Annotated in this window: 11 protein-coding genes and 1 pseudogene; all 12 read right to left on the reverse strand. The window is 67.7% G+C overall.

Features of this window, described 5'->3' with window-relative positions; genetic code table 11:
* Nucleotides 1-113, reverse strand: a 113-nt coding sequence (locus ACFSNB_RS17545) for a hypothetical protein (protein WP_377317135.1), incomplete at its 3' end; no start/stop codon positions are given.
* A 64-nt stretch (nt 114-177) separates the two neighbouring features.
* Entirely contained in the window at nt 178-3621 is a 3444-nt protein-coding gene (locus ACFSNB_RS17550) for a pyruvate carboxylase (protein WP_377318949.1), read from the reverse strand.
* Nucleotides 3622-3812: 191 nt separating this feature from the next.
* A complete protein-coding gene (locus ACFSNB_RS17555) occupies nt 3813-4673 on the reverse strand; it encodes an isocitrate lyase/PEP mutase family protein (RefSeq protein WP_377318951.1) in 861 nt (286 codons plus the stop codon).
* A gap of 16 nt (nt 4674-4689) precedes the next feature.
* Nucleotides 4690-5889, reverse strand: coding sequence for a 2-methylaconitate cis-trans isomerase PrpF (gene prpF / locus ACFSNB_RS17560; protein ID WP_377318953.1), 1200 nt, complete (start codon nt 5887-5889; stop codon nt 4690-4692).
* Complete coding sequence (gene acnD / locus ACFSNB_RS17565) at nt 5889-8528, reverse strand: Fe/S-dependent 2-methylisocitrate dehydratase AcnD (RefSeq protein WP_377318955.1); 2640 nt, start codon at nt 8526-8528, stop codon at nt 5889-5891. Before acnD ends, prpF begins: the two co-directional genes overlap by 1 nt.
* A 14-nt stretch (nt 8529-8542) precedes the next feature.
* A complete protein-coding gene (gene prpC, locus ACFSNB_RS17570) occupies nt 8543-9712 on the reverse strand; it encodes a bifunctional 2-methylcitrate synthase/citrate synthase (protein ID WP_377318957.1) in 1170 nt (389 codons plus the stop codon).
* Nucleotides 9713-10102: 390 nt separating this feature from the next.
* Complete coding sequence (locus ACFSNB_RS18920) at nt 10103-10279, reverse strand: hypothetical protein (RefSeq protein WP_465264577.1); 177 nt, start codon at nt 10277-10279, stop codon at nt 10103-10105.
* Nucleotides 10280-10386: 107 nt separating this feature from the next.
* A complete protein-coding gene (locus ACFSNB_RS17575) occupies nt 10387-10704 on the reverse strand; it encodes a DUF2274 domain-containing protein (RefSeq protein ID WP_377318959.1) in 318 nt (105 codons plus the stop codon).
* 12 nt (nt 10705-10716) lie between these two features.
* Nucleotides 10717-11910, reverse strand: coding sequence for a TraB/TrbI/VirB10 family type IV secretion system protein (locus tag ACFSNB_RS17580; RefSeq protein WP_377318961.1), 1194 nt, complete (start codon nt 11908-11910; stop codon nt 10717-10719).
* Entirely contained in the window at nt 11907-12884 is a 978-nt protein-coding gene (gene trbG, locus ACFSNB_RS17585) for a P-type conjugative transfer protein TrbG (protein WP_377318962.1), read from the reverse strand. The genes ACFSNB_RS17580 and trbG overlap by 4 nt, the downstream gene beginning before the upstream one ends.
* Nucleotides 12881-13591, reverse strand: coding sequence for a conjugal transfer protein TrbF (gene trbF / locus ACFSNB_RS17590; protein WP_377318964.1), 711 nt, complete (start codon nt 13589-13591; stop codon nt 12881-12883). The genes trbG and trbF overlap by 4 nt, the downstream gene beginning before the upstream one ends.
* 2 nt (nt 13592-13593) lie before the next feature.
* Nucleotides 13594-13976: pseudogene (locus ACFSNB_RS17595) on the reverse strand (P-type conjugative transfer protein TrbL); the annotation flags it as partial.

Below are 13976 nucleotides of genomic sequence, written 5' to 3' on the forward strand. Positions count from 1 at the left end.
GGCGGATCGCGCAACAGGGCGACCAGCGCCTCGGTCTGGGCCGCCGACAGCGGCAGGGGGGGAATCCCAAGCGCGGCGCGCTCGGCGACATGCTGGCGATAGGCTTCAAGCATGACCAGATCCTCTCACTCGTTCCAGGCCGCCCCGGGGGACGGCGGCATCCAACAGCACAGTCCCTCAGGCGAACTCGATCAGCAGATCCTTGGCCTTGAGCACGTCGCCCGGCGCGACGTGAACGCGCAGCACGGTGGCGTCACGCTCGGCGGCGATCGCCATTTCCATTTTCATCGCCTCGATCGACAGCAGCGGGCTGCCCTTCGTCACCCTTTGCCCCGGTTTGACCGCGACGACGGCGACCATCCCGGGCATCGGCGCGGCAAGATGGGCCGGGTTGCCCTCCTCCGCCTGGGGCCGGGTTCGGACCGAACCGTGCAGACCGGCGCGGGCGATCCGCAGTGGTCGGGGCTGGCCATTCAGTTCGAGGAACAGCTTGACCTCGCCCTCTTCCACGCTCTCGCTTTTGCCGAGCATCCGCACGATCAGCGTCTTGCCCGGTTCGAGATCGACCGTGACCTCGTCCCGGTCGCTCAAGCCGTAAAAGAACACCGGGGTCGGCAGATCGGCGACAGTGCCGTATCGGCGGTGATGGTCGGCATAATCGGCGAACACCTTGGGATACATCAGCCAACTGGCCAGATCGGTGTCGCTGAGGTGGCGGCCGACCGCCTTCTCGCCCTCGTCGCGCGCCCGGTCGAGATCGACCGGCGGCAGGTGCGCCCCGGCGCGACCCTCGATCGGCGTCCGACCCTTCAGGATGCGTGCCTGAAGATCCCGGGGAAAACCATCGGCGGGATAACCCAGCTCGCCCCGCATCATCGCCACCACCGAATCCGGGAAGGCGATGTCCCGGTTCGGATCGGCGACGTCGTCCGGCGTCAGGTCGTTGGCGACCATCAACAGCGCCAGATCGCCGACCACTTTCGACGACGGCGTCACCTTGACGATGTCGCCGAACAGACGGTTGACGTCGGCATAGGCCTGGGCGACCTCGTTCCAGCGATGGTCCAGCCCCATCGCGCGGGCCTGTTCGCGCAGGTTGGTGTACTGCCCCCCCGGCATCTCGTGGCGGTAAACGTCGGAGGTGCCGGCGCGGATGTCCGCCTCGAACGGCGCGTAACAGCGCCGCACATTTTCCCAATAGCGGGAGAAGGGAGCGATCCGGCCCGGGGTCAGGCCGGTATCGCGCTCGGTGAATTCCAGCGCGGCGACGATGGCGCCCAGGCTGGGTTGCGAGGTCAGACCGCTCATCGCGTCCATCGCGCCATCGACCGCGTCGATTCCGGCCTCGACCGCCGCCAGCACGCTGGCCACCGCGCCGCCACCGGTATCGTGGGTGTGGAAATGGAGGGGCAGGCCGACCTCCTCCCTCAGCGCCTTGACCAGAGCCCGGGCGGCAGCCGGCCGGCAGATTCCGGCCATGTCCTTGATCCCGATGATGTGGGCGCCGGCTTTTTCCAACTCTTTGGCCATCGCGACGTAATAACGCAGATGGTATTTGGCGCGATCGGGGTCGTGCAGATCGCCGGTATAACAGATCGTCCCCTCGCACAGAGCGCCGGCCTCGATCACCGCATCCATCGATACCCGCATGTTTTCGACCCAGTTCAGCGAATCGAACACGCGGAACAGGTCCATGCCATGGGCGGCGGCCTGCTGGACGAAATAGCGCACCACGTTGTCGGCGTAATTGGTGTAGCCGACCGCGTTGGAACCGCGCAGCAGCATCTGGAACAGCGTGTTGGGCACGGCCGCGCGCAGGCGGTCGAGCCGTTCCCACGGATCTTCCTTGAGGAACCGCATCGCCACGTCGAAGGTCGCCCCGCCCCAGCATTCGAGCGAGAACAGCTCGGGCAGCAGCCGGGCATAATGGGGCGCCACCGCCACCATGTCGGCGGTGCGCATCCGGGTGGCGAACAGCGATTGGTGGGCATCGCGCATGGTGGTGTCGGTCAGCAGCAGACGCCGTTCCTCCCGCATCCAGCGGGCAAATCCCTCTGGCCCCAGCGCGTGCAACCGGTCGCGGCTGCCGGGCGCCGGCGCGACGCCGAGGTCGGCGGGGGGCAGGCACGGCTTCGGCAGCGGCAGGGCCGGCTTCGCCCGTCCCTTCATCTCCGGATTGCCGTTGACCGTCACCTCGCCGACGAAACGGAGCAACCGGGACGCCCGGTCACGGCGCGGCTTGAAGCTGAACAGCTCCGGGGTGGTGTCGATGAAGCGCGTCGTGCAGGTGCCGGCGCGGAAAGCGGGATGGCGGATCAGGTTTTCGAGGAAGGCCAGATTGGTCGCCACGCCCCGCACGCGGAATTCGCGCAGCGCCCGATCCATGCGACGGATCGCCTCGTCCTTGTCGTGGCCGCGCGCGGTGACCTTGACCAGCAGGGAATCGTAATAGGGCGTGATGATGGCCCCGGTATAGGCGGTGCCGGCATCGAGCCGGATCCCGGCCCCGGCGGCGCTGCGATAGGCGGTCAGCTTGCCGTAATCCGGGGTGAAGCCGTTTTCCGGATCTTCGGTGGTCACCCGGCATTGCAGGGCATGCCCCAACAGACGGATTTCCGCCTGGGCCGGCAGAAAATCGCTGGCGCCGATCCGGCCGCCCTCGCTGATGACGATCTGCGCCTTGACCAGATCGAGGCCGGTGACTTCCTCGGTCACGGTATGCTCGACCTGGATGCGGGGGTTGACCTCGATGAAATAGAAGGCCCCGGTATCGGCATCCATCAGAAACTCGACGGTGCCGGCATGGGTGTAGCCGACCCCGCCCGCCAGCTTCAGCGCAGCCGCGCACAGGGCTTCGCGCTGGTCGGCGGTGAGATAGGGCGCCGGGGCGCGTTCGACCACTTTCTGATTGCGCCGCTGCACCGAGCAATCGCGCTCGAACAGATGGACCCGGTTGCCGTGCAGGTCGCCCAGCACCTGGACTTCGACATGGCGGGCCCGTGTCACCATCTTTTCCAGATAGAGCTCGTCATTGCCGAAGGCGACCGCCGCCTCGCGCCGGGCGCTCTCCATCGCCGGCAGCAGTTCGCTTGCTTCATGGATCGCCCGCATGCCGCGTCCGCCACCGCCCCAACTGGCCTTCAGCATCAGCGGATAGCCGATCTCCGCCGCCAGCCGGTGGCAGGCCTCGGGATCCGCCGGCAAGGCCCCGGTCGCCGGCACCACCGGCACGCCGACCCGCTCGGCCAACGCCCGCGCCGCCACCTTGTTGCCGAGTTCGCGCATTACCGCCGGTTGCGGACCGATGAAGACGATGCCGGCACGGGCGCAGGCCTCGGCAAAGTCGGGATTCTCCGACAGGAAGCCGTAGCCGGGATGGATCGCGTCCACCTTGGCCCGCCGGGCAATCCGGATGATGTCGTCGATGTCGAGATAGGCGGCAACCGGCTTGCGGCCCGCGCCGACCAGATAGCTTTCGTCCGCCTTGAACCGGTGCAGGGCGAAGCGGTCCTCGTTGGCGTAGATCGCCACCGTGCGCAGGCCGAGTTCCGAAGCCGCCCGCATGATGCGGATGGCGATCTCGCTCCGGTTGGCGACCAGAACGCTTTTGATTTTCTTCATCGTCATATCCCGGGTTCGTCGCCTCGTCACGGGGCTGCCGCCCCGTGCCCCGCTTGGGGAGCACGCTCCCCAAACCCCTCCCTTTTTTTATCAATAAAAACAAAGGGGGGTCCGGGGCATCGCCCCGGCCGGGCCCGCGGGCGGGAGCCCGCGCAGCTTTATTGCATTGCCCGCGGGCGGAAGCCCTGGCGCTAGCTGTAGCGCTTTTCGAGCGCGTCCCAGGCCGGCTTGCCGACCAGACGCTGGCGTTCGGCGAACGGGGCGACCAGCCCGCTCGCCTCTTTGACCTCCTTGTCGTCGCGCAGCGCGGTCAGGGCTTTCTGCATCCCCGCCACCGCGCCCTGGAGGGCGGCGTTGGCGTACAGCACGATGCCGTAGCCGAGATCGGCCAGTTCGTCGGCATTGAAGATCGGGGTCTTGCCGCCGATCACCATGTTCATCAGCTGCGGCGGGGCCAGACGCTGCGGCAAGGCGCGGATCTGCTCCGCCGTCGTCACCGCCTCGACGAACAGGATGTCGGCCCCGGCCTCGGCGAAGCGCTGGGCGCGTTCGACCGCCGCCTCGAAGCCCTGCACGGCGGCGGCGTCGGTGCGGGCCATGATCAGCAGATCCGGGTCACGCCGGGCGTCGGCGGCGGCCTTGATCTTGGCGACGGCCTCCTCGGTCGAAATGACATCCTTGCCGGCGAAATGGCCGCAGCGCTTGGGCGCCACCTGATCCTCGAACTGGATGCAGTCGGCGCCGGCGCGCTCCAGGGTCCGCACCGTGTGATAGACGTTGAGGGCATTGCCAAAGCCGGTGTCGGCATCGACGATCAGCGGCACGCTCACCGCGTCGCGGATGCGGGCGGTGTGGTCGGCAATGTCGGCCAGCCCCATGAAGCCCTGATCGGGCAGGCCAAACCACATGTTGGTGACCCCGGCCCCGGTGACGTAGATGGCCTCGAAGCCGAGATCCTCGACCACCTTGGCGGACAGCGCGTTGAACGCGCCCGGAACGATGATGCCACGACGGGCTTCGACGAGATCCTTGAGCTTTTTACGGGTGGACATGATTTTTCCTTGTCGTTCAGAACGAATCGGCGGGGACGCGGACCCACCCTTCCATCAGGATCCGGGCGCTGCGGCTCATGATCGCCTTGGTGACGCGCCAACGGCCGTCCACCTGCCTGGCCTCCGCCCCGACCCGCAGGGTTCCCGACGGATGGCCGAAGCGAACCGCGCCGCGTTCCCCACCGCCGGCGGCGAGGTTGACCAGGGTGCCGGGAATCGCCGCTGCGGTGCCGATCGCCACCGCCGCCGTGCCCATCATCGCGTGATGCAGCTTGCCCATCGACAGGGCGCGCACCAGCAGATCGATCTCGTCGGCCGCGACCGTCCGCCCGCTGGAGGCGACGTAATCGGCCGGCGGCGCGACGAAGGCGATCTTCGGCGTATGCTGGCGGCGGACCGCTTCGGCAGGATCCTTGATCAGTCCCATCCGTTGCGCGCCGATCGCGCGCAACGCCTCGAACCGGGCCAGAGCCGCCGCGTCGCCGTTGATCGCATCCTGCAATTCGGTGCCGCGATAACCGAGGTCGGCGGCATTGACGAAGATGGTGGGGATGCCGGAATTGATCAGCGTCGCCGTGAGCCGGCCGCCGGTCACCAGCGCCTCGGGCACCTCGAGTTCGTCCACAAGATTGCCGGTGGGGAACAACGCCCCCGCCTCGTCCCCATCGTCGGCCGGGTCGAGGAATTCGAGCAGGATCTCGGCCGCCGGAAAGGTCACCCCGTCCAGTTCGAAAGCGCCGGTTTCCTGGACCGCATGATCAGCGATCGGAACATGGGCGATGATGGTCTTGCCGATATTGGCCTGCCAGATCCGCACCGGGCAGACACCGTTGGGCAGAATTTCCACCGGATCGACCAACCCGGAATGGAGGGCAAAGGCTCCGGCCGCCGTGGACAGGTTGCCGCAATTGCCCGACCAATCGACAAAGGCGCTGTCGATGGCGACCTGACCATAGAGGTAATCGACATCATGGCCGGGCCGGGTGCTTTTCGACAGGATCACGACCTTGCTGGTGCTCGATGTGGCACCGCCCATGCCGTCGGTGTGCTTGCCATAGGGATCGGGGCTGCCGATCACCCGCAGGAACAGCCGGTCGCGGGCCTCGCCCGGGCTCCGGCAGGGTTCCGGCAGGTCTTGCAGACGAAAGAACACCCCCTTGCTGGTGCCGCCGCGCATATAGGCGGCGGGAATGCGGATCTGTGGTGCGGCGGTCATCAGGCGGACTCCTTCCGGGCGTTTTCCTCGGCCAGGAAATCCTGGGCGAAGCGTTGCAGCACCCCCCCCGCCTGATAGATCGACACGTCCTCGGCGGTATCGAGGCGGCAGGTGACCGGCACCGAGAGGACTTCGCCCTGACGACGATGAATGAGCAGGGCAAGATCGGCGCGCGGCTGGGGCTCGCCGATCACGTCGAAGGTCTCGGTGCCATCGAGGCCCAGCGTCAGCCGCGTCGTCCCCGGCTTGAACTCCAGCGGCAGCACGCCCATGCCGATCAGGTTGGTGCGGTGGATCCGTTCGAATCCTTCGGCAAGGATCGCTTCGACCCCGGCCAGACGTACCCCCTTGGCCGCCCAGTCGCGCGACGAGCCCTGGCCGTAATCGGCCCCGGCAATCACGATCAGCGGCTGCCGGCGCTGAAGGTAGGTCTCGATCGCCTCCCACATCCGCATCACCGTGCCGTCCGGTTCGAGGCGGGTCAGGGAGCCTTTCTTCACCACGCCATCGACCACCGCCATTTCGTTGACCAACTGCGGGTTGGCGAAGGTGGCGCGCATCGCGGTCAGATGGTCGCCGCGATGGGTGGCGTAGGAATTGAAATCCTCTTCCGGCAGTCCCATCCGGGTCAGGTACTCGCCGGCGGCGGAATCGGCCAGGATCGCATTGGACGGCGACAGATGGTCGGTGGTGATGTTGTCCGGCAACAGCGCCAACGGCCGCATCCCCTGGAGCGTGCGGGGATTGGCGGCCAGGGCGCCGACCCCCTCGGTGTCCCAGTAAGGCGGACGGCGGATGTAGGTCGAGGCCGGACGCCAGTCATACAGCGGGCTGACCGCCGTCGCCTCCTCGCGGCGAGGCGCGAACATCGGATCGTAGATCCGGCGGAACTGTTCGGGCCGGACCGAGGCGGCGACGATGGCATCGATTTCCGCGTCGGACGGCCACAGATCAGCCAGCCGCACCGGACGACCGCTCCGGTCGATGCCCAGCACATCCTGTTCAATGTCGAAACGGATGGTGCCGGCGATGGCGTAGGCGACCACCAGCGGCGGCGAGGCGAGAAACGCCTGCCTGGCGTAGGGATGGATCCGGCCGTCGAAGTTGCGGTTGCCGGACAGCACCGCCGTTGTATAGAGGTCGCGTTCGACGATTTCGCGCTGGATTTTCGGATCAAGCGCACCGGACATGCCGTTGCAGGTGGTGCAGGCATAGCCGACGATGCCGAACCCCAGTTGTTCCAGCTCGGGCAACAAGCCGGCCTGTTCCAGATACAGCCGGACGACCTGGGAGCCCGGGGCGAGCGAGGTCTTGACCCAGGGCTTGCGCACCAGTCCCAGCGCGTTCGCCTTTTGCGCCAGCAGGCCTGCGGCGATCATGTTGCGCGGGTTGGAGGTATTGGTGCAGCTGGTGATCGCGGCGATGATGACCGCGCCGTCCGGCAGCCGGCCGGCCCGCTCCTCGGCCTGGGCCTGAGCGAGATTGACGGCGATGGCGCGTTCCCGAAGGTCGGAGGTCGGCAGGCGCCGATGCGGATTGGAGGGGCCGGCCAGGGCGCGCACCACGTGGCCCAGATCGAACTCCAGCACGCGCTCATAGGCGACGTCGTGCAGCGCCTCGGCCCACAGACCGGTGACCTTGGCGTAGTGCTCGACCAGCGCGACCTGCTCCGGCGCGCGTCCGGTCAGGGTCAAGTAATCGATGGTCTGGCGGTCGATCGGAAACAGCGCGGCGGTGGCGCCGTATTCCGGGCACATGTTGGAAATCGTCGCCCGGTCGCCGACCGACAGGCTGGCCGCACCATCGCCGAAAAACTCGATCCAGGCCCCAACCACCCGTTCCCGACGCAGAAACTCGGTCAGCGCCAACACGATGTCGGTGGTGGTGATGCCGGGCGGACGCCGGCCGGTCAGGCGCACCCCGACGATGTCCGGCAGCCGCAGCATCGAGGCGCGGCCGAGCATCACCGTTTCCGCCTCCAGGCCGCCGACGCCGATGGCGATCACCCCCAGCGCGTCGACATGCGGGGTGTGGCTGTCGGTGCCGACGCAGGTGTCGGGAAACGCCACCCCGTCGCGGACCTGGATCACCGGCGACATCTTTTCCAGATTGATCTGGTGCATGATGCCGTTGCCGGCCGGGATCACATCGACGTTCTCGAAAGCGCGCCGGGTCCAGTCGATGAAGTGGAAGCGATCCTCGTTGCGGCGATCCTCGATGGCGCGGTTACGGGCGCAGGCGTCCGGCTCGAAGCCGCCATGTTCGACCGCGAGCGAGTGATCGACGATCAACTGGGTCGGCACCACCGGATTGACCCGGGCCGGGTCGCCGCCCTGGTCGGCGATGGCGTCGCGCAGGCCGGCCAGATCGACCAGCGCGGTCTGGCCGAGAATGTCGTGACAGACCACCCGGGCGGGGTACCAGGGAAAATCGAGATCGCGGCGGCGCTCGACGATCTGCCGCAGGGAATCGGTCAGCAACTCGGGGGCACAGCGGCGCACCAGTTGCTCGGCCAGAACGCGGGCGACATAGGGCAGACCGTCCCAGGCCCCGGGGCGGATGTCGTCGATGGCGGCGCGGGCGTCGAAATAGTCGAGAGGCAGGCCGGGCAGCGGCCGGCGATAGGATGCGGGGCTCATGGCGTTTCCGGGGGTCAATGGCGCTGATCGATCGCCTCGAAGGCGCGATCGTCCGGTCCGACATAGTGAGCGCTCGGACGGATGATCTTGTTGTCGACGCGCTGTTCGATGATGTGGGCGGCCCATCCGGAGGTGCGGGCGATGACAAACAGCGGCGTGAACATCGCGGTCGGCACCCCCATCATGTGGTAGCTGACCGCGCTGAACCAATCGAGGTTGGGGAACATCTTCTTGGCGTCCCACATCACCGCCTCGATGCGGGCGGCGATGTCGAACATCCGGGTCGATCCGGCATCGACCGACAGCTTGTGGGCGACGGTTTTGATGACCTGATTGCGCGGATCGGAAACGGTGTAAACCGGGTGGCCGAAGCCGATCACCACTTCCTTGTTTTCGACCCGGCGGCGGATGTCGGCCTCGGCCTCGTCCGGACTGTCGTAGCGTTTCTGGATCTCGAATGCAGCTTCGTTGGCTCCACCATGCTTCGGCCCACGTAACGCGCCGATCGCGCCGGTGATCGCCGAATACATGTCGGAGCCGGTCCCCGCAATGACGCGGCCGGTGAAGGTGGACGCGTTGAATTCATGCTCGGCATAGAGGATCAGCGAGGTGTGCATCGCCCGTTCCCACACCTCCGACACCTTGCGGCCGTGCAGCAGGTGCAGGAAATGGGCCCCGATCGAGTCGTCGTCGGTCTCGACCTCGATGCGGCGGCCATTGTTGGACCAGTGGTACCAATAAAGCAGCATCGAGCCGAGCGAGGCGAGCAGGCGGTCGGCGATGTCGCGGGCACCGGGAAGATTGTGATCGTCCTTTTCCGGCAGCGCGCAGCCCAGCGCCGAGACCCCGGTCCGCATCACATCCATCGGATGGGCCGACGCCGGCAGGCATTCCAGCGCGGTCTTGACGTTGCTCGGCAGGCTCCGCTTCGCTTTCAGCCGGATCTTGTAGGCCCGCAGCTCGGCGATGGTCGGCAATTTGCCATGCACCAGCAGATGGGCGACTTCCTCGAATTCACAGCGTTCGGCGATGTCGAGAATGTCGTAGCCACGGTAACGCAGATCGTTGCCGGTCTTGCCGACGGTGCACAGCCCGGTGTTACCTGCCGTCACGCCGGAAAGCGCCACGGATTTCTTCGGCTTGAACGGCGTCTGAAGAGTTTCTTCGGTCACGCTGATGTTCATGGTGAAGCCTCCCTGCAAAGAGATCCTTAATTCTTGGGCGGCTCGATTCGGTCGAATGGCCGACGCGCCCCCGGCATTACAAACTTTTTCCTGTCCCGCTTCTTGCTTCGTCGGGACATGGTCTGTTCGTTACCGCCTTGGTTTGCGATCATACGCAGCCTCGCCGTAAAAAAAACGCCAAAAGAGGCGCAAATTTGTTAGCTTTACGCCGGTCGGCTGTTAATTCTTGTGAAGAGAAAGCAAAGACGATCCCGCATTTGCGGGGCGACCGTCCCCAGCCTGTTGCGATGAAACCCGCGTAAACGCATTGAGCTTTCGCCCCAATCCAACCAGGGCGATTCACCGGACCCCGTTTGTTTTTTCTTGATTCACATCGCCCCAAACGGGCCGTTACCCCAGCATCGCATCAAACGGCTGGCGGCAGTGGCAATGCGGCAAGGCCAGCGCCTCGGCCTGATCGAGGTCGTCGCGCCCGACCGCCTCGCGGTCGTCCCAGGCGGCCAGTGCTTGGCTATCTTCAATATCACGATGTCGGCACGGTGACCGTGGCCCCCGAGGGCGAAGCAACGGCGGGCGATGGCACCGGCGATGCGGGCGCGCAGTGCCTAGGTCGCCTCAACCCAACCGGCGGAAGATCACCCCGCGCTTGATGGTGTTGCCCCCCATGCTTCGCTTCAGCTTTCCCTTCCTGAGGGAAGGGGCCCACCCCCCGCCGCAGGTTCCCCCGTGGTTTTTCCCTTCCGCCCCCGCCGCCGGACCGGCTCGACGGCATCAGCCGCGATCACCCCATCCTGGCGAGCCTTGGCAAACCCCCGGTCGCTGGCGAGGAACGCCGCCAACATCGGCGGGATCAGGTCGGCGACGGCTTCGGCTTGGCCGTAGGCCTGACGATAGGCCTCGGCATAGGCGGCGAGATCGCGGGCAAGGTCGGGACTGACGGTGATGACGATGCGGACCGGGGTGCGGTCGGGCAGTTTGCCAAGCTTCAACATGACGGCCTCCGTTCAGCCCCGATAGGGGCGCAGGATCAGATCCGTGTGGACGATGACGCGGAACGGCCAGCCGGGACGGACGGTCAGGGTCGGCTGGACGTTGAGGTTTTTCTCGGTCAGACGCTGACCGGCGCGGTCGGCGCTCTGCTGGGTCGATTGGCGCAGGGCGCGGACCAGATCGCTCTCGTTGGCACCGGTGCTGGTCTCGGTGCCGATTCCGAGCAGGGTGGCGAGGACGATCCCCTTCAGCAGGGTTCCGGTATGGTAATCGACCTCGTCGGCCAGCCCGGTGTAGCCGGCCTCATCGCTGGCGGGGAGACTTTCAACCTGGATCGAGCTGCCATCGGGCAGGATGATCCGGCGCCACACCAGCAGGGCGCGGGACTGGCCGAAGGCAACGACGCTGTCGTAACGCCCGATCAACCGGGCTCCCTGCGGGATCAGCAGGGTGCGGCCGGTGACGCTGTCATAGACGTTCTCGGTCACCTGGGCCACCACCGGCCCGGGCAGATCGGAGTTGAGCCCGGTGATCAGGCTGGCGGCGATCACGCTGCCGGCCATCAGTTGCCAGGGCGAGGCCGGCTGCTGTAGGGCATGCGGATTGTAGATCCCCGCCTCCGGCTTCTGGCCGAGGAAATCGAGCTTGCGCTGCTGGGCGTTGGGATCGCGCTCGGGATCAAGGGCAAGCCGGCCGAGGTCCGTCTGGGTGGCGTCCGCCATCGGCGCCGCAGCGGTGACGACGGGTACCGCCGGGGCCGGACGGGCCGCGATCTGGACCATCACCCCGGCCTCGCGGGCCTTGAGCGCCTGGGCGGCAAGCCGCTGGCGCTCGGCCGCCGCCGCCTGATCAACCGGCCCGGCGCCCGGGACGATGCCCATCTGCCGCTGGTGTTCGAGGATCGGCCGGCCGAGATCCCCGGGCAAGGGCGGCCCCAGGGGTGGCGGCGGGGCCGGTTTGATCCGGTCGTAGGAGCCGGGCAAGGCGGCCAGCCCGTCGGGGGTGCTCTTGCGCCCGGTGTCGTAGAGTTCCGGGGCGGGCGGGCCGAGCCGCAGCGCCGCCCCCCGCAGGCCCCACCAGGTCAGGCCGAAGATCGCCGCCGCCCCACTCGCGGCGATCCCGATCAGCAGAGCCCGCCGGTAGCGGCGGACCGGCGACGGCGACCCGCGCAGCACCAGCCCGGCCGGATCGACCTTGCTCTCGGTCATGACCGCCCCCCGCCGCTGGCGCCATCGGTGCGGCTGATGCGAACCACCTGCTGGGGATCGGCACCGAGGCGCAGTTCGGCGGCGGCAAACAGCCGGTCGACGATATAAAAGTTGCGGCGTACCCGGTAATTGACCAACTGAGCCGCGCCGTCCGGTCCGACCACGAACAAGGGTGGCGCCTCGCCCTGATCGAGCCGGGCCGGGAACTCGATATAGACCTTGCTGCCGTCGTCAAAGGCGCGCAGCGGCCGCCAGGGCGGATTGTCACCGGTAATGGCGTAGCGGAACCGGAGCGATTCGAGGGCAATGCCACCGGCGACCGGGGCCGCCGCCTCGGCCGCGGCGTTGCGCCGTTGCAGCGCGAGCAGGGTCCCCTGCGGGTAGGTCCAGGAGATCGCCGCCATGCTGGTGCGAACCGTGCTTTCCAACTGGAGGTGATAGAAGCGGCGGTCGGTGGTGATGATCAGGTTGGTCCGGAGACCGGGCACGAACGGCTTGACCAGGACATGGACCCGCCGCCCCTCCCCTGCCCCGCTGGTGGTGTCGCCGATCACCCAGCGCACCGTGTCGCCGGCCGACACCGCGGTCAGTTGCTCGCCGGGTTCGAGCGCGATGTCGCTGACCATCTCCGGCGCGGCATAAAGCCGGTAGAGCGCCCCTTCGCTGTAGGGATAGACCTGGATCGCGTTGATGTAGCCGGGAGCGACCGGCTCGCGCAGGGCGGCGCGGTTGGCGGCAGCAACCCGCATTGTCGGCTTCCGCTTGTCCTGGTTGACCGGCTCGGGCAGCGGCTGCAATTGTCCGGGCAGCGGCAAAGGCGTCGGGATTTCGACCACCTCCACCGGCCGGGGCGGCTCGGGCGCGATGGTGGCGGGATGGAAGGCGGCGCCGTCATAGGCAATCGCCGGCGGGGGCTCTTTGGCGGCGCAGGCGGCGAGCAGCAGGACGAGCAGGATCGGGGCGAGACGGGTCATGGCGTTTTCCCTTCCGAAACGGCGGGATCGAGATCGCGGGTCCAGGCCAGGGCGGTGACGTAGAGGCCGAGCGGGTTCTTGCGCACCGTCTCGGCGGTGCGGGGCGGCTGGATCACGACCGACAGGATCGCGGTCCAGCGACTGGTGGCGGCAAGGCTGCCGCGCTCAAAGGCCTGCTCGGTCCATTTGACCTGGAACGAAGACTCGGAGGCGCGCACCACGCTGGTGACCTGGACCGAGACGGTGCGGGTGCCGATCTGGGCGAACGGATCGCTGGCGCGGGCCTGCTCGGTGAGGAACAGGGCGGCGCGGTCGGTGACGAAATCGTAGGCCTCGAGCCAGTTCTGGCGCACCAGCACCGGATCGGACGACAAGGCGCGGACATCGGTGATGATGCGGGCGAGATACCAGGCGATCTGGGCGTCGCTGGGCCGATAGGCCTCGATGGCGGGGCCCACCGCCCGCACCTGGCCGAGGGTGTCGACCTCGACCACATAGGGGACGATCCGGCTGCGTGTCCCCTGCCAGATCAGACCACCGGCGAGGCCGAGACTCAGAGCCAGCGCGCCGAAGGCCATCAGCCGCCAGTTGCGGGCCTGGACCCGGGCGGAGCCGATCCGCTCGTCCCACGCCTGGGCCGCTTTCTGGTAGGGGGTCACCGGTACCGGGGTCTCGCCGTAACGCTGGAGGGCGCGTCGGAACCGCATGGTCAGTCCTCCTTGCTGGAGAGATCGGGATTGGCCGGCGCGCCGGGCCGATCGCCATCGCGGATCGCCTGGGCGGCGGCATGATGGTGGGCGCGCCGCGCCTGCTCGGCCCGCAACTGCCGCGCCCAGGCCGGAGCCGTGGCGGCCGAGCCACCACCCGAGGAGGGCGGCGATCCCGGCGCGGTTGGTCCCGGTGATGGCGGTGTCCCACCGGACCCGCCATCGCCGCCTCCCGATCCGAGGCGGCTGCCGGCGCGAATCGCGGCGAGACCGCCCGCCCGGGCCAGACCGGCCGCGCCGACGGCGGCCCCGCCGACCAGCACCGCCGCCCCCGCTGCCGCGCCGACGGTGCCAATCGTGGCCCCGGCGCCGAGCTGGGGCGCGC

Origin of the sequence: Phaeospirillum tilakii, from assembly GCF_042683125.1 — a bacterium.
Taxonomy (GTDB): Bacteria; Pseudomonadota; Alphaproteobacteria; order Rhodospirillales; family Magnetospirillaceae; genus Phaeospirillum; species Phaeospirillum tilakii.